Source organism: Hydrogenimonas sp., assembly GCF_029932565.1.
Taxonomy (GTDB): domain Bacteria; phylum Campylobacterota; class Campylobacteria; order Campylobacterales; family Hydrogenimonadaceae; genus Hydrogenimonas.
Genome location: NZ_JAOZPV010000032.1, coordinates 1 through 17,091 on the forward strand (window position 1 = coordinate 1; position 17,091 = coordinate 17,091).

Annotated in this window: 23 protein-coding genes; 6 read left to right on the forward strand and 17 right to left on the reverse strand. The window is 54.1% G+C overall.

From position 1 onward, the window contains the following. Nucleotides 1-323 (forward strand): putative sulfate exporter family transporter (locus Q1K24_RS05405; protein WP_300367138.1); only part of this gene is annotated, 323 nt, incomplete at its 5' end. 74 nt (nucleotides 324-397) lie between these two features. Here Q1K24_RS05405 and Q1K24_RS05410 read toward each other — a convergent pair. Genes Q1K24_RS05410 through tig form a run of 9 tightly spaced genes read right to left on the reverse strand, consistent with a single transcriptional unit; the run spans nucleotide 398 to nucleotide 8,935 of the window. Continuing rightward, nucleotides 398-1,042 carry a hemolysin III family protein gene (locus tag Q1K24_RS05410; protein ID WP_300367141.1) on the reverse strand — a complete coding sequence of 215 codons (645 nt, stop codon included), beginning with the start codon at nucleotides 1,040-1,042 and terminating at the stop codon, nucleotides 398-400. Then, nucleotides 1,039-2,088, reverse strand: a complete 1,050-nt coding sequence (locus Q1K24_RS05415) for a dipeptide epimerase (RefSeq protein WP_300367144.1) — start codon at nucleotides 2,086-2,088, stop codon at nucleotides 1,039-1,041. The genes Q1K24_RS05410 and Q1K24_RS05415 overlap by 4 nt, the downstream gene beginning before the upstream one ends. A 52-nt stretch (nucleotides 2,089-2,140) precedes the next feature. Then, nucleotides 2,141-3,274, reverse strand: coding sequence for a DUF819 family protein (locus Q1K24_RS05420; RefSeq protein WP_300367147.1), 1,134 nt, complete (start codon nucleotides 3,272-3,274; stop codon nucleotides 2,141-2,143). Next, nucleotides 3,271-3,954, reverse strand: a complete 684-nt coding sequence (locus tag Q1K24_RS05425; protein ID WP_300367150.1) for a peptidoglycan recognition family protein — start codon at nucleotides 3,952-3,954, stop codon at nucleotides 3,271-3,273. The genes Q1K24_RS05420 and Q1K24_RS05425 overlap by 4 nt, the downstream gene beginning before the upstream one ends. Nucleotides 3,955-3,957: 3 nt before the next feature. Next, on the reverse strand, nucleotides 3,958-5,463 hold the full coding sequence (locus Q1K24_RS05430; protein ID WP_300367153.1) for a YifB family Mg chelatase-like AAA ATPase: 1,506 nt from the start codon (nucleotides 5,461-5,463) through the stop codon (nucleotides 3,958-3,960). Further along, nucleotides 5,460-5,987 (reverse strand): peptide deformylase, encoded by a 528-nt coding sequence (gene def / locus Q1K24_RS05435; RefSeq protein WP_300367156.1) that lies wholly within the window; start codon nucleotides 5,985-5,987, stop codon nucleotides 5,460-5,462. Before def ends, Q1K24_RS05430 begins: the two co-directional genes overlap by 4 nt. Nucleotides 5,988-6,000: 13 nt before the next feature. Then, nucleotides 6,001-7,005 carry a diguanylate cyclase gene (locus tag Q1K24_RS05440; RefSeq protein ID WP_300367159.1) on the reverse strand — a complete coding sequence of 335 codons (1,005 nt, stop codon included), beginning with the start codon at nucleotides 7,003-7,005 and terminating at the stop codon, nucleotides 6,001-6,003. A gap of 20 nt (nucleotides 7,006-7,025) precedes the next feature. Next, nucleotides 7,026-7,613: an ATP-dependent Clp endopeptidase proteolytic subunit ClpP gene (clpP, locus tag Q1K24_RS05445; RefSeq protein WP_300367162.1), complete on the reverse strand. Its 588-nt coding sequence runs from the start codon at nucleotides 7,611-7,613 to the stop codon at nucleotides 7,026-7,028. After that, a complete protein-coding gene (tig, locus tag Q1K24_RS05450) occupies nucleotides 7,610-8,935 on the reverse strand; it encodes a trigger factor (protein ID WP_300367165.1) in 1,326 nt (441 codons plus the stop codon). The genes clpP and tig overlap by 4 nt, the downstream gene beginning before the upstream one ends. Nucleotides 8,936-9,064: 129 nt before the next feature. Here tig and folE point away from each other — a divergent pair, with 129 nt between their 5' ends. Beyond that, nucleotides 9,065-9,649: a GTP cyclohydrolase I FolE gene (gene folE, locus Q1K24_RS05455; protein WP_300367167.1), complete on the forward strand. Its 585-nt coding sequence runs from the start codon at nucleotides 9,065-9,067 to the stop codon at nucleotides 9,647-9,649. Nucleotides 9,650-9,658: 9 nt separating this feature from the next. After that, nucleotides 9,659-10,957, forward strand: coding sequence for a flagellar protein export ATPase FliI (gene fliI, locus Q1K24_RS05460; RefSeq protein ID WP_300367170.1), 1,299 nt, complete (start codon nucleotides 9,659-9,661; stop codon nucleotides 10,955-10,957). 49 nt (nucleotides 10,958-11,006) lie between these two features. Here fliI and Q1K24_RS05465 read toward each other — a convergent pair whose 3' ends face one another. From Q1K24_RS05465 to Q1K24_RS05485, 5 genes are read right to left on the reverse strand one after another with little or no spacing between them, the layout of a single operon-like run. Beyond that, nucleotides 11,007-11,204 carry a putative motility protein gene (locus Q1K24_RS05465; protein ID WP_300367173.1) on the reverse strand — a complete coding sequence of 66 codons (198 nt, stop codon included), beginning with the start codon at nucleotides 11,202-11,204 and terminating at the stop codon, nucleotides 11,007-11,009. Nucleotides 11,205-11,207: 3 nt separating this feature from the next. Next, entirely contained in the window at nucleotides 11,208-11,483 is a 276-nt protein-coding gene (locus Q1K24_RS05470) for a flagellar biosynthesis protein FlgE (protein WP_300367176.1), read from the reverse strand. Continuing rightward, nucleotides 11,480-11,854 carry an HIT domain-containing protein gene (locus Q1K24_RS05475; protein ID WP_300367179.1) on the reverse strand — a complete coding sequence of 125 codons (375 nt, stop codon included), beginning with the start codon at nucleotides 11,852-11,854 and terminating at the stop codon, nucleotides 11,480-11,482. Before Q1K24_RS05475 ends, Q1K24_RS05470 begins: the two co-directional genes overlap by 4 nt. 4 nt (nucleotides 11,855-11,858) lie before the next feature. Further along, a complete protein-coding gene (locus Q1K24_RS05480; protein WP_300367182.1) occupies nucleotides 11,859-12,308 on the reverse strand; it encodes a hypothetical protein in 450 nt (149 codons plus the stop codon). Next, nucleotides 12,305-12,769, reverse strand: coding sequence for a heme-binding domain-containing protein (locus tag Q1K24_RS05485; RefSeq protein WP_300367185.1), 465 nt, complete (start codon nucleotides 12,767-12,769; stop codon nucleotides 12,305-12,307). Before Q1K24_RS05485 ends, Q1K24_RS05480 begins: the two co-directional genes overlap by 4 nt. Nucleotides 12,770-13,201: 432 nt before the next feature. Here Q1K24_RS05485 and Q1K24_RS05490 point away from each other — a divergent pair, with 432 nt between their 5' ends. Further along, nucleotides 13,202-13,393, forward strand: coding sequence for a hypothetical protein (locus Q1K24_RS05490; RefSeq protein WP_300367188.1), 192 nt, complete (start codon nucleotides 13,202-13,204; stop codon nucleotides 13,391-13,393). Here Q1K24_RS05490 and Q1K24_RS05495 read toward each other — a convergent pair. Further along, a complete protein-coding gene (locus tag Q1K24_RS05495) occupies nucleotides 13,338-14,252 on the reverse strand; it encodes a helix-turn-helix transcriptional regulator (RefSeq protein ID WP_300367191.1) in 915 nt (304 codons plus the stop codon). The genes Q1K24_RS05490 and Q1K24_RS05495 overlap by 56 nt on opposite strands. Before the next feature lie 166 nt (nucleotides 14,253-14,418). Between Q1K24_RS05495 and Q1K24_RS05500 the strand changes: the two genes are divergently transcribed. Continuing rightward, a complete protein-coding gene (locus Q1K24_RS05500) occupies nucleotides 14,419-15,528 on the forward strand; it encodes an ATP-binding protein (protein ID WP_300367194.1) in 1,110 nt (369 codons plus the stop codon). Here the strand turns inward: Q1K24_RS05500 and Q1K24_RS05505 are convergent. Beyond that, nucleotides 15,525-16,379, reverse strand: coding sequence for a DUF808 domain-containing protein (locus tag Q1K24_RS05505; protein ID WP_300367197.1), 855 nt, complete (start codon nucleotides 16,377-16,379; stop codon nucleotides 15,525-15,527). The two genes, Q1K24_RS05500 and Q1K24_RS05505, sit on opposite strands and share 4 nt — an antisense overlap. Before the next feature lie 127 nt (nucleotides 16,380-16,506). On the opposite strand from Q1K24_RS05505, the gene Q1K24_RS05510 reads away from it, so the two are divergent. Continuing rightward, nucleotides 16,507-16,983: a hypothetical protein gene (locus Q1K24_RS05510; RefSeq protein ID WP_300367200.1), complete on the forward strand. Its 477-nt coding sequence runs from the start codon at nucleotides 16,507-16,509 to the stop codon at nucleotides 16,981-16,983. Between the two features lie 4 nt (nucleotides 16,984-16,987). Here Q1K24_RS05510 and Q1K24_RS09765 read toward each other — a convergent pair whose 3' ends face one another. Further along, the gene (locus tag Q1K24_RS09765) at nucleotides 16,988-17,080 is read right to left on the reverse strand and encodes a hypothetical protein (RefSeq protein ID WP_366903625.1); all 93 of its coding nucleotides are present in this window, start codon (nucleotides 17,078-17,080) and stop codon (nucleotides 16,988-16,990) included. Nucleotides 17,081-17,091: the final 11 nt, after the last annotated feature.

Sequence of the window (17,091 nt, forward strand, 5' to 3'; positions counted from 1 at the left end):
GTGAAGCGGGCGGCGTGAAGCTCGTGATTCCCTGGTTCGCCGTCTATTTCATCGGAATGGCGGGTATCAACTCACTCATTCAGGGCTATGTCGAGAGCGGTGCAACCGAAGCGATGGCCGGCATGATCCAGAGTACGATCACCAACATCAACCAGATCGATACCTTTCTCCTGACAATGGCGATGACCGCACTGGGTATGGGTACGCGCTTCGCCAAGTTCAAAGGATTGGGACTGGCGCCCCTTTATGCGGCGGGTGCGATGTTCGCCTGGCTCGTCATCGGCGGCTACTTCATCACCAAAGGGGTCGTCGCCGTCTTCTGACGGTTCGACAATCGGCGGGGCGAAGGCTCCGCAATCTCTCTTTCGACACATCTTCTTTCAATCTATCCGGGTGTCTACCCTTTTACCAGCAAAAAAATGGTGAAAAAATGAAACACACTGCCCCCCAGTACGAATAGATGCCAGATGGCATGGTTTAGCTTCATCGACTCTTTCGCATAGAAAAATATCCCCAGGGTGTAGACCAGGCCGCCTACGAAAAGCAGGATGAAAGGCAGCCATCCTGCATGGGCGACGAGAGGTTTCCATGCAACAACGATCAGCCATCCCATCACGGCGTAGAGAATGAGCGAAAATATCTCGAACCGTTTCGGAAAAAAGATTTTTAACACGATGCCTACAATGGCCATGCTCCAGACCAACCCCAGCAATATCCAGCCGAACACACCTTGCACGCCCAGAATAACGACGGGGGTGTAGGTGGATGCGATGAGCACGTAGATTGCCACATGGTCGAACGTCTGCAGAACCGTTTTGATGCGGTGGTGAGTGATGGCGTGATAGAGAGTCGAGGCCCCGTACATCAGAATGAGGCCGACGCCAAATACGATGCTCGTGAGGATTTTTGCCGTATCGCCGCTTACGGCGGCAAGTGTCACCAGCACACCGAAACCGAACGTACTCAGAAAGAGCCCGAATCCATGCGAAATGGCGTGCCAGATCTCCTCGACGATGGAGAAATCGTTGACATCCGGTTTCATCGTTGTTCCTCCAGGTAGAGTCTGTTTCCGGAAGCTGCGATGCTGCAATCTTTCGGCAGCTCTCTGTAAAGCAGCGGGCTGTCGAGATCGGCATAGCGTATCGTCTGCGGATAGGCCATCACAAGTTGCATCGCCGCTTCGATCGAGGCAGGAGTTTCGAGCATCGAGCCCATCATGCATGTCACGCCGTTTTCGTCGCACCATACCAAGATCTCTTTCGCTTTGGCGATGCCGCCGCACTTCATCAGCTTGACATTGACCATACGGGCCGCTTCGGTTTCGATGACCTCTTTGACCTGCTCCAGTGTAAAGGCCGACTCGTCGGCGAGTATCGGCACGGGGCTTCGGGCCGTGAGGCGGCGCATGCCCGAAAGATCGTCGGCTCTCAGGGGCTGCTCGACGAGTTCGATGCCCAGAGGCGCGATGGCGTCGATGATACGCAGAGCTCCTTCCTCGTTCCACGCCTGATTGGCGTCGACGAGAATCTTTGCATCGGGTACAGCTTCCCGCACGGCAAGGATGCGCCGGAGATCCTCCCCGTCTCCGCCGCCCACTTTGACTTTGAGAATGTCCAGCCCCCTTCGCCAAAAGTTCCGCGCCTGTTTCGCCATCGTATCGGGAGTTCCCAGGCTCACCGTTACCGCCGTTACCACATCGGAGAGTTTCCCGGCGCCGAGGTATCGCCAGAGGGGAATACCCGTTTTCTGGGCGAAGAGGTTGTGCAGGGCAATCTCCAGGCACGCTTTCGCGCTGGTATGGCCGGAGCAGGCGCCGTGCAGAAGGCGTTGCGCCTCTTCCATCGTCAGCAGCTTGTGTAGAAGTTCCGGCAGCAGCACTTTTTGCAGAGCGCTCCGGATATCTTCCAGCGACTCTCCGGTAATCGCCACGGTCGGCGGCGCTTCGCCCACGCCACAGAGCCCGCCTTCGTCAAACAGCTCCAGCCGTACCGCCACGGCGGCATCGACCCGGCGCAAGGCCGTAACAAAAGGGGTTTCAAGGGGTATATGAACGGTTGTTAATCTATAGTTTTCGATTGTTGTTGTCATAAGGGCATTGTAGCGAAACCGATAGTAGGCCGAAGAGCTAATTGGTATGGGATTATATGGCTATCCATTGCAATATATACCCTACCGTCAGCCCGCCGAAGGTACCGACAAGATAGCCCATGACGGCCATCAGCACGGCGATGCCTGCCAGTGAACGGTGGTAGGCGGATGCCAGGATGGGGGCGGAGGCGACGCCGCCGATATTGGCCAGCGATGCGACACCGATGGAGAAGAGATCGAGGCGGAAGAGCCTGGCGGCGAGCAGGAGCAGCGCGGCGTGGAGTGCCAGGATGGCGAATCCCGCCGCCACATACCGGGGGACTTCGGAAAAGTCGGAAAAATCGGCGCGGGAGCCGATAAGGGCGACGAGCAAAAGCAGCATCGTGCCCGCCAGCTCGGTGGAGCCGTTGACACGCGAGAGGGGTGTGTAGCTGCCCGCGATGCCCAGAATCGTGGCGATGAGCACGCTCCAAGTGGTGGCGCCAAGTCCCGGCAGTCTGGCAGCGACCCACTGGGAAAAGAGGGCGACGGCGAAAGCGGCTGCCAGCAGCAGCCAATAGCGTCGTGGGCCGATGGTGCAGGCGCACCCGAGCTCCGCCTGGCTCTGTGTCGTCTCTTCCGCGCCGCTGAAACGGGCGAAACGTCCGGCGAAGGGCACCAACGCCAGCAAAAATGCGACCCAGAGGCTGTAGCAGACGGCATCCACTGCCAGAGCATACCCCATGGCCGTATCGTCCACACCGAAGGCGCTGCCCACCGCCAGCATGTTGGCTGTGCCACCCATCCAGCTCCCTGCCAGGGCGGCGAACATTCCTGCCTCTTTTTCAGTAAATCCGAACAGTGTGAAAACGGCGACAAAGGCTGCCATGATGGAGAGTGTAGCCGAGGCATAGGCGGTGAGCAGTTTCGGTCCGAGTTTAACGAAACGGCGGAGGTCGACGGTGAGCAGCATCAGAAAGAGCATCGCCGGCAGCAGGTTGCTTTTGGCGGTTTTGTAGACGGTGGTGACGGCATCGCTCTTTTCCCACAGGCCCAGCTGTGCCGCCAGCATGGATGCGGCGTAGATGAGCACGACGGCGGGCAGGTAGTCGAAGACGAAACGCGTTTTTTTGACACGCTCGGCGATGCCGAACACCGCGGCGATGAACGCGACCGAGAGAAGATAGGCCAGAGGGGTGTCGATCATGGTTCGGCGCGGAGATTGTGGACGAGTTTGCGCAGCTCTTTCATGAAGCGTTCACCCGGGTCCTGTTTTTCCGTCCGGTAGGATGGATCTTTCTCTTTCCAGAGAGGAGAGTGTTCGAATTTCCTGTATTCGTAGTGGCCGATGAGATATTTGATGGTCGGATATTTGGATGCCAGATGGAAAACGAGTTCGGCATTGGCTTTGAGCTGCGCTTTCGTCAGGTTGTCGGCGCCGTTTGCGCCTCCGACGTTTTCGATACCGATGCTGCACCAGTTGAGGCCGATAACGTGACGGGCCATCGTGGTCTCGGGCATGAGACGGTAGACGGTGCCGTCCCGATCGACAAGAAAATGGGCCGAGACATTCAGGGCCGAGGCATCGGCGATATCGTGGCGGCTTGCGGGCAGCCGCTCGGGGTCGAACGTTTTGAACGCTTCATCGGCCGTTTTTGTAGCGGTGTAGTGGATGACGATGATGCGCGGCACGATGGTCGTGTCGTTGGTGTCGATGTCGTAGTGCTCCTTCATATAGGCCAGTGTCAGGGCGGTGCGTTCGGGGCCGAAACGGATGGGCCGGTCGATGATATCAGGCTCTTTTAACGAAAGATAGAGAGGAAAGAGGGCCGTTGCGAGAATCAGCAGTAGAATGGTGCCAAGCAGAGCCAGAATCGGTCGGGACATCGGTTATCTCCTTCGGAAACTCAGGGATTCCAGCAGATGGGTTTTTTCGATGGTATCGGAGCCGGCGAGGTCGGCGATTGTGCGGGCCACTTTTTTGACGTTGGCGACGCTGCGGTGGCTGAGACCGAAGTTGTTGACCGCCTTGAGCAGGAGTGTTTCCGCTTCCGTGTCGAGAGGGCAGAAGGTTTCGATCTCCTTTTCGCCGAGCTTGCCGTTGAGGTGTCTCTGCCCTCTTTCCATCTGCCGACGGAAGGCTTCGACAACCTTTTCATGCATTGTGCCGGAGTCGACAGAGGGGCGGTCTTCGGGATCGCTCTCCTGCATCTGCACATAGATTTCGATGCGGTCCAGCAGGGGATCGGAGAGGCGCTGTTTGTAGCGTTTGATCTCCAGGTCGCTGCAGCGGCATGGGTGGACATTGCTCAACAGGTTGCCGCACGGACAGGGGTTCTGCGCGGCGACGAACATGAAGCGTGTGGCGTATTCCACCTTGCTGTTGACACGCGAAATAAGGACGCGGTGGTCCTGCAGCGGTTCGCGCAGGGCTTCGAGCACCGATTTCTGGAAGTGCGGAAATTCGTCGAAGAAAAGAATCCCCCCGTTCGCCAGGGCGACCTCTCCGATGCGCGCCTGGTTCGATCCGCCGCCGAAGACGCTCGGCTTGCTTGCCGAATGGTGCGGCGAACGGAACGGGCGCTTCGGCCGGAAGGAGGGTTCTTCGTCTCCGAGCAGGGCGTACTGGTTGGCCCGAAGGATCTCGTCGAGAGACATCGGCGGGAGGATATGGCGGAGCCGTTTGGCGATCATGCTCTTGCCGCATCCGGGGCTCCCCTCCATCAGCATGTTGTGCATGCCGGCCGCGGCGATGAGGGCTGCGCGTTTGGCCACCTCCTGCCCTTTGACATCCTGAAAATCGTCGGGGTAGTCGCGGATGAAATGGAAGGTTTCGTTTCGAAGCGACAGCGTCTCGCCCTCGATGGGTGTCGCTTCAATGGTCGCGGGCGGTTCTTCTCCTTTGCAGACGGCGATCGCTTCGGTCAGATTGTCGACGCCGAAGTAACGGATGCCGGGAATCAGCGAGAGCTTTTCGAGGGATGCTCTGGGGACCATCGCTTTGCTGACGAGATTCTGGTTTTTGAGGGAGAGGAGAATCGGAAAGATGGAACGGGTATCTTTCAGCGTGCCGTCGAGACCGAGTTCGCCGAATACGTAAAGATCGCCGGGGTCGATCTCTTCGTTCTGCAGTGCGATGACCAGCGCGATCGCCAGGTCTATATGGCTGCCCGATTTCTGTAGGTCCGAGGGACTCAGGTTTACGGTGATCTTGAGAGGTGGAAAGGAGAAACCGTTGGTCAGGAGCGCCGATTTGACCCGCTCTTTCGACTCCTGGATCGATGTACTGCCGAGACCGACGATTCCAAATGCGGGAAGCCCTTTCGTGAAAGTCGCTTCGACATCGACCGGTTTGGCATCGAGACCGTCGAGGGTGGCGGAAAGAAGGTGCTTCACACCGCTTTCTCTTTGAGCTCTTTCAGCTTCTTTTTCCACTCCTTTTCGAACTTCTTGCGCTTGAGGAACGAGAGCTTTTCGATGAAGAGGTGGCCGTCGAGATGATCCATCTCGTGCTGGAAGGCGATGGCAAGAAGACCGTCGGTTTCGATCTCTTTCTTCTCGCCGTGGCGGTCCTGGAACTCGACGCGGATCCACTCGGCGCGTTCGACATCGTCGTAATACTCCGGCACGCTGAGGCACCCCTCTGTATAGGTGGTGGAGCCCCGCTTTTCCAGAATGACGGGATTGATCACTTCGATCAGATTCTCGGGATACTGGTTGCCCTCTTCGTCGGGCAGGTTGATCAGCAGGGCGCGGACCGGACGACCCACCTGAATGGCCGCCAGTCCGATGCCGTTGCTCGCCATCATCGTTTCGTTCATGTCGTCGAGCAGTTTGTGGAGATCGTAATCGAATTCGGTCACCGGCTTGCTCTGCTGTTTCAGCCGTTTGTCCGGGTAGACGAGAATGGGTAGTTTCATCTATGCAACTCCGCTAAATCTCTACGTCCTGGGGGCAGATGCCGCAAGGTTCGTCGGTTTTTTTCGCAATATCGAGGGCCTCGAGTGCGCAGACGATCGTCTGTTCGATCGAACGGTCGAGATCGATGCGTGCGATACCGATGTTGACATCGAGCATGATCTCCTCATCCCCTACGAAGAAATTGGTATTGCCGACCAGATCCTTGAGGCGATCGGAGGCCTGCTGGGCGTTTTCCAGTGATGTATGGCGCATCAGTATCGCGAAAATACTCCCCTCATAATGGGCGACGATATCGCTTCGCCGGGAGGTTTTCAGCAGCAGTCTCGCAACGGTACGGAGCACGAGATGCTGAATTTTTGGACTTTTCAATCGTGAAATGACATCTTCGCTCGCCCGCACGAGCATCAGTGTGCTGTCATGGTGGAACTCTTTGATGAGTCTCTCTTCCTGCTCCATTTTGCGAAGGAGATAATTTTTTTTAAATACACCGTACCGTTCGTCGTGGATGGCGTGTTCCTGCACCTCCTGCACCAGCTCGCTGGTCGTTGCATAGGTCTCTTTGAGCTCGTTCGCATCTTTTTTGATGATCTTGGTCATCGTCTGGATATCTTTTTTCATGGTGTCCAGGAGTGTGTTCATTGCACTCTTGTCGGCGATGGCGTCCGCTTCGTACGCACGCTTTTCGATAAGGGTTTCGAGATGGCGCAGGTTTTTGTAGAGCAGATTGATATGCTGGAGAAATTTTTTAATATTGGCGAATGCCTCTTTGAGGTGCTGTTCGAGAACGCCCTGGTGATTGTCATCACCCCCGTCCTCGAGTTCGAGCAGTTTCAGAATACGTTTGCGAAAGGGTGCCGGCTTGTTGTCGAGCAGTTTGTCGAAATAGGCATCGAAATTGGAGGGTGTCGGAGGAATGCCTTCACGGATCATCGCATCCATGACTTCGCGTGCATATTTCTCGAGGTCACTCGTCGGTTCACCCAGATCATGTGCTCTGTATCGTCCACCACGCTCCATTCTCTATCCTGTCAATAAGATTATTTGAAACTTCGTTTGAGCACTTCGTCGATCAAGCCATACTCTTTCGCTTCGTCGGCGCCGAGGAAAAAGTCACGTTCGGTATCTTTTTCGATCGTTCGGACCGTTTTACCGGTACGCTCCGCTAAAATTTTGTTCAGGTACTTTTTGAGACGAAGTATCTCTTTGGCCTGGATTTCGATGTCGGTCGCCTGTCCCTGTGCGCCGCCGAGCGGCTGATGGATCATGATGCGAGAGCTGGGCAGCGCGTAGCGTTTGCCCGGTGCTCCGCATGCAAGGAGGAAGGCACCCATCGAAGCGGCCTGTCCTATACATATCGTCACAATATCGGGTTTGATGTAGTTCATCGTGTCATAGATGCTGAACCCGCTCGTGATGACGCCGCCCGGCGAGTTGATGTAGAGGTAGATGTCCTTGTCCGGATCTTCCGCCTCGAGGAAGAGAAGCTGGGCGACGATCGAGGAGGCGACGGCATCGTCGATCGGTCCGCTCAGCATGATGATACGGTCTTTCAGCAGTCTCGAATAGATATCGTACGAGCGTTCGCCGCGCCCGCTCTTTTCGATTACAAATGGAATGTAGCTCATGCTTCTTCTTTTTTGGTTTTCTCTTCTTTTTTCTCTTTTTTCTCGTTGAGCAGTTTGGTCAGAAGACGGTCTTCGATCATCGCCATCTTGATAGCGGGGAGCAGGTTCTGCTTCTGGTAGTATTCGAACGTCTGCTGCGGATCCTGCCCCATGCTCATCGCTTCGTAGTAGATCGTCTGCATCATCTCCTGATCGCTTACATCGACGCCCTCTTTTTTGGCGAGTGCGTCGACGATGAAGGTGGCTTTGACGCTTTTTGTCGCATCTTCGCGCAGCGATTCGCGCAGCTCCTTGACCTTCTCTTCGTTTTCACGCAGCTCGGCCAGCTCCTCTTCGCTCATCTGCTGCACTTTGTTGCGCAGTGCCATCTCGATCTCCTGATCGACGACACTTTCGGGGAGATCGAATTCGAACGTTTCGACCAGCGCTTCGACCAGCTTCGGCTTGAGCTCCTCGTTGTAGAGTTTGCTCAGTTTTTCGCTGCGAATCTGCTCTTTGACCTCTTTTTCGAAATCTGCCAGTGTCGCATCCTCTTTGCCGAGCAGTTTTTTGGCCAGCTCGTCGTTGATCTCGACCGGTTTTTTCGTTTTGATGTCATTCAGTTTGATTTTGAATTCGACCTCTTTGCCGGCGAGTTCTTTGTTGCGGTAATCTTCCGGGAAGGTGACTTTGATCGTTTTTTCTTCGCCTTTTTTCATCCCTTTCATCTGCTCTTCGAAGCCGGGAATGAACTGGCCGCTTCCAATGCGAAGCTCGAAATTTTCCGCTTTGCCCCCTTCGAACGGTTCGCCGTTCAGGAAACCTTCGAAATCGAAGACAGCAAGGTCGCCCTCCTCGAGACCGCGATCCTCTTCGACCGATTCGAACGGTGCCTGCGCTTCGGCAAGCTCTTTGATACGCTCTTCCACCTCTTTTTTCGTCACGCGAGGTGTTTTGACTTCGGGAATGATGTTGCTGATATCTTCGATTTCGATGTCGGGGCGCAGGCTCAGTTTCAACACGACATCGATGAACTCTTCTCCACGGTCGAATTTCGTGACGGCGGGCTCTCCGATAATTTTTTCGGCATCGAGCTCCAGCTCTTTGGATGCTCTGTTGAGCACATCCCGGAGGGCCTCCGCTTCCGCATCCTGAACAAGTCTTTCACCCAGACGTTTCTTGATGACCGAAACCGGTGCTTTGCCCGGACGGAACCCGTCGATCTTCATCTGTTTCGCCGCCTGCTTGGCGATCTTTTCCACTTTTTTTTCGATGTCGTTTTGTGCGATTTTCGCTTCGACACTGACGTTGGCACTGTCTGTTTTTTTGGCAGTCACTTCCATTGGCTTACGATCCTTCTGAAAAATTAGTGCATTATTTTACCCAAAACTCCCTTTATAAGTCTACAGCCATGGAAGAATGGAATTTTTTACCCAAAAATCGATATACTTCAAATAAAAAGAGTCAGTGAGATGTCCAGCGAAAAATCGAAAAAATTCGAAGAAGCGATCACGACGGTACTCGAGCTCATTGGAGAAGATCCGAAACGCGAGGGGCTCGTAAAGACGCCGCACCGTGTCTACAAGGCCTTCATGCATATGTGTGAAGGGTACCGGATGGATCCCAAAAAGGTGCTCAACGACGCCCTCTTTGAAAGCAGCAACGACGAAATGGTGCTGGTGCGGGATATCGAGTTCTATTCGATGTGCGAGCATCACCTGCTGCCGATCATCGGACGGGCACATGTGGCCTACATTCCCGACGGCAAGGTCGTGGGGCTGAGCAAAATCCCCCGGATGGTCAACATATTCGCGCGCCGTCTGCAGATCCAGGAGCAGATGACGGAACAGATCGCCGATGCGATTTTGGAGACGATTCAGCCGAAGGGGGTGGCGGTGGTCATCGAGGCACGTCATATGTGTATGGAGATGCGCGGGGTGGAGAAGATCAACTCCACGACGGTGTCGTCGGCGCTGCGGGGGCTCTTCAAACGCGACGCCAAGACGCGCGAAGAGTTCATGAGCATGGTCAACGCACCGCTGCGGCCGAGGTACTGACACAACGCCATGCCGCTCAAATCACTCCGCAAACGGATCCGCACCACATCTCTCTCACCGGCATACGGTGTCATTCACAGTATCAGCGCCAATGCCATTGTCGCTTCGGGGCTGAAAGTGAGTATCGGGCAGAGTGTGACGATTCTGGCAGGCGAAGAGCGTCGGCTCGGCATGGTGACCTCTCTGGGGTCCGATACCTTTACGATCACGCCGTTCGGATTTATCGAAGGGATGAAGGTGGGCGACCGTGTTTTGCTGAACCGCAGAAGCCTCGACATCCCGGTCGGCGAAAAACTGCTTGGGCGGGTCGTCGATCCGTTTATGAACCCGATCGACGGAAACGGACCGGTTCATCTGGAGGATTTCGAACCGATCATGAAGTCGCCGATGGATGTGATGAAACGGGGGCTCATCAATGAACATTTCAGCGTGGGGGTGAAGAGTGTCGACGGTCTCCTGACGAGCGGAAAAGGGCAGAAAGTCGGCATATTCGCCGGAAGCGGGGTCGGGAAGTCGACGCTGATGGGCATGATCGTGAAAGGGAGCGAGGCGACGATCAAGGTCGTGGCGCTGATCGGCGAGCGGGGGCGTGAAGTGCCCGAGTTCATCGCCAAAAACCTCGACAACGATCTGACCAACACCGTCATCGTCGTCGCGACCAGCGACGACAGTGCGCTGATGCGGAAATACGGAGCGTTCAGCGCGATGAGTGTGGCGGAATACTTCAAGCGCAAAGGGCACGATGTCCTCTTTATGATGGATTCGGTGACACGCTTCGCGATGGCGCAGCGGGAGATCGGCCTGGCGCTCGGCGAGCCGCCGACGTCGAAAGGGTACCCGCCTTCGTCGCTGACACTGCTTCCGCAGCTGATGGAGCGTGCCGGCAAAGAGGAGGGGCACGGTTCCATCACCGCTTTTTTCACCGTGCTGGTGGAGGGTGACGACCTGAACGATCCCATCGCCGACCAGAGCCGGAGTATTCTCGACGGACATATCGTCCTGAGCCGCGAATTGACCGACAGGGGCATCTATCCGCCGGTCGACATCCTCTCGTCGGCGTCACGGGTCATCACCGATGTGACCGAACCGGACCATCTGGCCGCCGCCCAGAAATTCAGACAGCTGCTGGCGCTGCTGAAAGAGAACGAAATGCTGGTACGCATCGGTGCCTACCAGCGCGGAACCGATCCGCAGCTCGACGAGGCATTGGATAAAAAAACGGTGATGGAAGAGTTTCTGAAACAGGATGCACACGTACCGGTGCCCTTTGAAGAGACGGTAGAGCGTCTAAAGAAGGTGGTGGATTAGAACCCGTCTCTGCAGGCGCATACGGGTATTTTCGAGATCGGTTCCAGATTCAGACTCTGAGGTCGATCCGCTGTCCGAGGCCTGTCAAACGGGAGACGTCGGAAGAGCTCGGTGTGCTTTGTGGCGATGATGCGCTCTGGAGTACCGAAAGAACCTCGCGTGCCTGAATGTCCATCGCTTTTTTCATCGTTTCCACAGCGATCTGCTGCATCAGAGCCGCGTTATTGATGCCGATATTGCCGCCCATCTCTCAGCCCATCATATCCAGCAGTGTGCCCAACATCTCGTCTTCCGTACGAATGGTGGAGAGCTGTGCTTCGAATCCTCCGGAAATTACGACCTGCTCCGGCAGCTCCCTGGAGAGGTCGGTCGGTTGACCGGTTGGCTCCGATACCGCTTCGGGACCGTTCGTGATGACGGTGCGTGACGCATCGAATGCTTCGGTATTGACGTTGGCGACATTGTGGGCATTCTGGTTCATCCATGTCCGGTGTGCCGTCATTGCGGTGATGCTGTCGGAAATCATTTCAATCCTTTCAGTCGCTCGCGCAGAAGGGCTTCGAACAGTCTGAAGTCGGGAAGTTCCATCGCCCCTTCTCTCTGTTTCTCGCCCCACATCGGTTCGGGAAAGTGGCTGTCGGCTTCGAAGCGTGCCATCACGTGAATGTGGACACGCGGGAGGTAGTTGCCGAACGACGCCATATTCATCTTTGTCGGTTTGAAGTAGTCGATCATCGCCTTTTCGACAATCGTGTAAATGTCAAACAGTTTTCGACGGAGCGCCTCGGGGCACTCCGTCAACTCCTTGTATGGCTGGTGGGTAAATATCTTCACCCACGGTATGTCACTTTGTTCCCACTCGATATATATATCGGCATCTTCGTAGATTCTGTTCATGGTGTCAGAGCATATCCCGAATGCCGATGGCGTACCAGACAATAACGAGGTTCAACAGGAAGATCATCATCGAACTGCCCCGTGAAACGATGTTTTGCAGGGTTGTCCGTTCGATACTGTGTGTTTTGAAGGCGATGAACATATGGATGATCGTCAACAGGGTCAATAGGCCGACGATCATCAGTTTCACCTGCATCAGCTGGGCCAGTTCCGAAAGGGGCGCGTTGACCATGACATCGTCGATGCCGAAGTGGAAGAACATCGTCAGCCCCGTCGCCCACAGGAGAATCAGCCAGAAGGTTTCGAAATAGCCGTAGATGGGTCCCAGATGGGCATAGACCGCTTTCTGTGCCTGTTTGTCACGCAGCAGGATGCCCAGGGCGAAGAGCAGCAGCGAGCCGCCCACCCATGCCGTTGCCGAAAGTATATGCGTATACAGAACGAATTTTATCAATAGAGAAACCTTTTCGGATTGTTCATTATCTCTTCGGGGCGGATGCCCGTCCATTGGCGGATCGTGTCACGGTCTTTTTGCGAGAGCTGCGCCTCTTTGTGCATCTTTACGTAGGTACCCAGGGGCATCGCCAGACCGACCGCTTTGAAGATCATCGCTTTGAGCTTCTCTCTCTTTTTTTCGTCGTAGCTTTCCCACTCGCTGAAGTTGAGCCATTGTCTGCCGACCCGCACATCCCGCGCGACAAACCATTTCGCCGGTGCGATGGCGCTGTACCACGGCCATTTCGTTTCGTTCGAGTGACAATCGTAGCAGGAGCGCCTGAAAATTTCCTTGACCGCTGTCGGTGCTTCGATTTCAAGTGCCGGATCGCTTTTCGGATTGTTCCGCTCGACCGGAATCAGCTGCATGAGAATGAAAGCCGCCAAAAAAATCAGCCCCAACGTTTTTCCTACCGACATATCCCGTCCTCGCAAATTTTTTCCGCTATTGTAATACATTGTTGTTTGAGGAATTCTTGATAGTGGATACAACAGTAACTCTTCAAGCGGTAGGGTGTCAAACATTCTGACCGCTGCAGGAGTCGAGGATACACCCGCATCGTTTTTTTGTGTCGTCTGGAATGGCCATGGACGACAACCGGTGTCTGCCGCCAAAACCGATGACCAGATCCCTGTTTTTACCCCGTTTTTGCGAGAGTCTGAGCTTGAACGGGTCCCTCAAATCGCAGGAGGAGAACCGAGCTTTTTATAGAACAACTTGTCATTTGAGAAAAAAATGTTTGGCAAAAATGACATGGCTTCCGTGAATGGATTCCCATACAATCGTCTAGAACCCATCCGGTTCCAGCCTGCCTCAAAAAGGAGGGTGGGAGATGGGATAGAGGAGATACAATGACACTTTATGAGCTGAATGAAAAGCGGATGGAGCTGTTCGAACGGTATGAACGGGGTGAAATTACGAAAAACGAGTACCTGAAGCTGGTGAGGCCGCTCGATGAAGCGGTGGACAGAATAGAGATGGCCTGTCTCAAGGGCATTGGTGTTTTGGAAAAAGTGTCCTCAGTGCCATCGGCGAAGTCATGAGTGAGAAGAGCGACGAACGGAAAGCGATGATCTGCTCTCCCTCGCAGGTATGTTCTCCTGCCCGCGGAAGGTTCAGTTTTTGAGCCAGCGCTTGTGCCTCCTCGTATGAAGAGATGAAACCGGCTTCCCGTGTCTGCTCCTGGTTGGCGATGAGGTGGGCATAAAGACGGCGAAAGAGCATCGTCGCCACCTCCTGTGACAAGGCGAAAAACGAGAGCAGATAGACCGATCCTTCTTCGTTGGGTGCGGCGAAATCTTCTTTTCGCAACGCATCTTTTTCCATCTCGAAATCGATGATTTTATCGAAGCTGCCGGGTTTGAGACGCAGAGTGAAGAGCAGTCCGAGAAATGAAGTTTTGTAGGTTGCCGCCAGGAAGAGGTTGCCAGGGTAGTCGATCCAGACTTTGAATTTTTCGGTATCGACACGTGTAAACGAGGTGTTGGCACTTCGATGCAGCATGGCGTTGAGCTCGAGCAGCTCTTCGGCCCTCGGATGATGGCGCAGGGTGATCAGTTCGAATGACTCGAATCCTTTATGCTCGAGCGGCACGTTCGATACCATAACTTTTGGTCTGAAAAGTTCACCGATCTCCTCCTCGCACATCAACGTTTCGATCTCTTCGGCATTTTTTGTCTGCAGGCATGGCAGAGGCAGGCCGCTTCGGGATTGAAAGTAGGAGAGAATACCCGCCATGCGGTTGAACGATGTCGACGTGACACCCCGTTCCCAGCGGCTGAGTGTTGTCGGTGTAACCCCTTCGAAAAGTTCGTCGTCGAAAAGGTACAACTCCGTAACAAGCTGTTCCTGGGTCAGAGAGAAGGTTTCCCGGCAGGCTTTCAGATAGTTGGCGAATTGCATCGTTTCCTCACGGATGGTTTGGTCCTAAAAGTATATCACTTGTCCTTTTCGATTCGATTTAAATACTTTTTTGGAAAGGGAAGGCGCGGAAGAAAAATATATAATATTTATAAATAATGAAATCCATATATGATATAATTCATAAAATATATAAATAAGGCGAGATATGTTCAATATCGGACGTCCTGTGACGGGAGAAAACTTTTACGACCGCTCCCGTATGCTGAAACTGTTGATTCGGTTCATCCAGGATGGACAGGATGCAATGATCAAGGCCCCGCGAAGATACGGGAAAACGTCACTCATCAAAGAGGCGTTTGGAGAAGCGAAGCGGAAGATGCTCTATGTCGATCTGCGGCGTGAGACACGTTTCGAGACGATTGCAGAGAAGATCATCGATTACGGGTACGAGATTATGGGTTTACAAGGGTTCGCGGCCCGGGCCGGAAAGAGTGTTGTCGATCTTCTGAGTGACGCGGAAAAGGAGCTGAGCCTCGACTTCGGTCTTGTCAAGGCATCCATCCGGCTGCTCGAGCAGAAGGAGCGGAAAGAGGGGCACGAACTGCTCGCCGAAGCGCTCGACAATCTGTTTGCCATTGCCAAAAGCCGGGGAGAGCGGTTTTACGTGGTATTCGACGAGTTTCAGGACATTGGGGAATTCGGCTACAAAAAAGATGCCGTACTCGAGCTGCTGCGCGGTACCATTCAGCATCACGAACGTCATGTCGTCTACTACTTTCTCGGCAGTATCGAAACGATCATGTCGGAGATTTTCGAAAACAGAAAATCGCCCTTTTACAACTACTGCCGCCGTCTGACACTCGAGCCGTTCGACTATGGTGAAATTGAAACGGATCTCATCGCGGCTTTTCGCGGAAAAGGGATCGTTTTTGAAGAGAGGAAAACGCTGCGGGCGTGTATCGAGAGGCTGTCGGGACATCCCGCCAACACGATGGTCGTAATGCAGAATCTCTACTACATTGCATTGGAAAAAGATATCAAAACGGTGACATCCGATGATATCGAGATGGCGTATGAGGCAGGTTACGAAGAGGTGCTCGACCTGGTCGAGGAGTATGTGCGGGAGATCAAGTCGAAAAAGCATTTTCACGATGTCATCTACCGTCTCGCAAACGGTTTGCCCCAGCGGCTGAAGGGCCCTGCACTGCGGCAGGTCTATCGCGGATTGGAGAATATGGGGCACATTACCCGTATTGGCCGCGGCGACTACCGCATCAATGACGGATTTTTGGTGGAGTATCTGAAAGAGGGCTAACCGTTTCTTTTCATCGTTTTGTAAAGGTGCTCGAGGGCGAGGAGCAGCGAACCGAAGGCCAGACCGACAAAAAGTTCGGCCAGCAGCGATGGCCAGCTGTGCAGCAGATGGTGAAGCCACGGGGTGTGGTGGACGACGATGCCTCCGCCGACCAGCAGCATCGCGACGGTGCCGATGTAGCCGAGTGCTTTGATCAGTTTCGGCATCGATGCGACCAGCAGGCGGCCGAGACTCCGGTAGAGTCTTGAAAGTCTGTTTTTCGTTTTGACGGACTGCTCGATGAGAAAAAGGCCCATGTCGTCCATGCGGACCATCAGGGCGACGATGCCGTAAACGCCGACGGTCGCTGCCAAGGCGACAAGCGTGACGACCATGATCTGTGTGAGAATAGGCTTGTCGGCGACGACACCCAGGGCGATGACGACGATTTCGATAGAGAGGATGAAATCGGTTCGGATGGCCGATTTGACTTTTGTCGCTTCGTCGACCGGTTTGTCCATTGTGTCGTGATGGCTACGAGGAAGGAGGTATTCGAACGCTTTTTCGGCTCCTTCGTAGCTGAGGTAGGCTGCGCCGAGCATCAGAATGGGGACGATGGCCCATGGGGCGAACGCGCCGAGAAGAAAAGCGACGGGCAGGATGATGAATTTGTTGAGAAACGAACCCTTCGTGATGGCCCAAATGACCGGCAGCTCCCGTTTCGCCGCATGGCCTGCCGCCTGTTCGGCGTTGACCGCCAGGTCGTCGCCCAGTACACCGCCCACCTTCTTGACAGCTACTTTGCTCATGACGGCCGTATCGTCGAGGAGTGCCGCAATATCGTCGAGTATCGCAAAAAATCCGCCGGTCATTCTCTCTCTTTTATGATGGTTTGTTTGAACTGGTCATTTTGAAATCGATTTTTTTTTGAAAATGACATTCCCAAAAATGTTGGGAAAGTTTAACATAAGCTATGTTGTTTGAAAGGAGACATCAATCATGAAGAAACAAATTGCTATTGCAATGAGTGGGGTACTGTTGGCTGCATCGTTTAGTGGTTGTGCCAAAAAAGCTACGGAAGTGCAAGCTGCTTATGTTCCCAAATCAAAGTACATCGATAGAGAATGTAAACTGCTGGAAAAAGATATGGAAGATGTGAGTTACCGTCTTGTATCGGCTACTAAGTCGCAGGATTCAGCCCATAATAGAGATGTGGCGATGGTCGTAGTGGGTACCGTACTTTTCTGGCCTGCCTATTTCGTTATGTTGGCGGGGGATGAGGAAGAGGAACTCGCCAGACTGAAAGGAGAATATCAGGCGATTGACGAGGCTTTGGTCTATAATCGCTGTTATGCGAAAGGAGAAAACGGAGTAGACTTTATCAAAAACGCTCAGAAGAAGTTACAGGATGAAAAAGCATCAGAAGACCTTCAGAGTGATACGATAAAAGAAAATTCTGAATCAGAAATGATATAAATATTTATAGTCTATCTGGACATAAGTGCGTTATGGGACACAACTCACAGCGTGGATGAACGGGTTTGCAGATGACCTGTCCAAAGGCGACCAGCAGCCGGTTGAGCC

Excerpts from the sequence above, each read along its gene's own strand:
- Q1K24_RS05410 (WP_300367141.1), bottom strand. The coding sequence starts at position 1,042 with ATGAAACCGGATGTCAACGATTTCTCCATCGTCGAGGAGATCTGGCAC.
- Q1K24_RS05415 (WP_300367144.1), bottom strand. The coding sequence starts at position 2,088 with ATGACAACAACAATCGAAAACTATAGATTAACAACCGTTCATATACCC.
- Q1K24_RS05420 (WP_300367147.1), bottom strand. The coding sequence starts at position 3,274 with ATGATCGACACCCCTCTGGCCTATCTTCTCTCGGTCGCGTTCATCGCC.
- Q1K24_RS05425 (WP_300367150.1), bottom strand. The coding sequence starts at position 3,954 with ATGTCCCGACCGATTCTGGCTCTGCTTGGCACCATTCTACTGCTGATT.
- def (WP_300367156.1), bottom strand. The coding sequence starts at position 5,987 with ATGAAACTACCCATTCTCGTCTACCCGGACAAACGGCTGAAACAGCAG.
- Q1K24_RS05440 (WP_300367159.1), bottom strand. The coding sequence starts at position 7,005 with ATGGAGCGTGGTGGACGATACAGAGCACATGATCTGGGTGAACCGACG.
- clpP (WP_300367162.1), bottom strand. The coding sequence starts at position 7,613 with ATGAGCTACATTCCATTTGTAATCGAAAAGAGCGGGCGCGGCGAACGC.
- tig (WP_300367165.1), bottom strand. The coding sequence starts at position 8,935 with ATGGAAGTGACTGCCAAAAAAACAGACAGTGCCAACGTCAGTGTCGAA.
- folE (WP_300367167.1), top strand. The coding sequence starts at position 9,065 with ATGTCCAGCGAAAAATCGAAAAAATTCGAAGAAGCGATCACGACGGTA.
- fliI (WP_300367170.1), top strand. The coding sequence starts at position 9,659 with ATGCCGCTCAAATCACTCCGCAAACGGATCCGCACCACATCTCTCTCA.
- Q1K24_RS05465 (WP_300367173.1), bottom strand. The coding sequence starts at position 11,204 with ATGGGCGGCAATATCGGCATCAATAACGCGGCTCTGATGCAGCAGATC.
- Q1K24_RS05470 (WP_300367176.1), bottom strand. The coding sequence starts at position 11,483 with ATGATTTCCGACAGCATCACCGCAATGACGGCACACCGGACATGGATG.
- Q1K24_RS05475 (WP_300367179.1), bottom strand. The coding sequence starts at position 11,854 with ATGAACAGAATCTACGAAGATGCCGATATATATATCGAGTGGGAACAA.
- Q1K24_RS05485 (WP_300367185.1), bottom strand. The coding sequence starts at position 12,769 with ATGTCGGTAGGAAAAACGTTGGGGCTGATTTTTTTGGCGGCTTTCATT.
- Q1K24_RS05490 (WP_300367188.1), top strand. The coding sequence starts at position 13,202 with ATGACACTTTATGAGCTGAATGAAAAGCGGATGGAGCTGTTCGAACGG.
- Q1K24_RS05495 (WP_300367191.1), bottom strand. The coding sequence starts at position 14,252 with ATGCAATTCGCCAACTATCTGAAAGCCTGCCGGGAAACCTTCTCTCTG.
- Q1K24_RS05500 (WP_300367194.1), top strand. The coding sequence starts at position 14,419 with ATGTTCAATATCGGACGTCCTGTGACGGGAGAAAACTTTTACGACCGC.
- Q1K24_RS05505 (WP_300367197.1), bottom strand. The coding sequence starts at position 16,379 with ATGACCGGCGGATTTTTTGCGATACTCGACGATATTGCGGCACTCCTC.
- Q1K24_RS05510 (WP_300367200.1), top strand. The coding sequence starts at position 16,507 with ATGAAGAAACAAATTGCTATTGCAATGAGTGGGGTACTGTTGGCTGCA.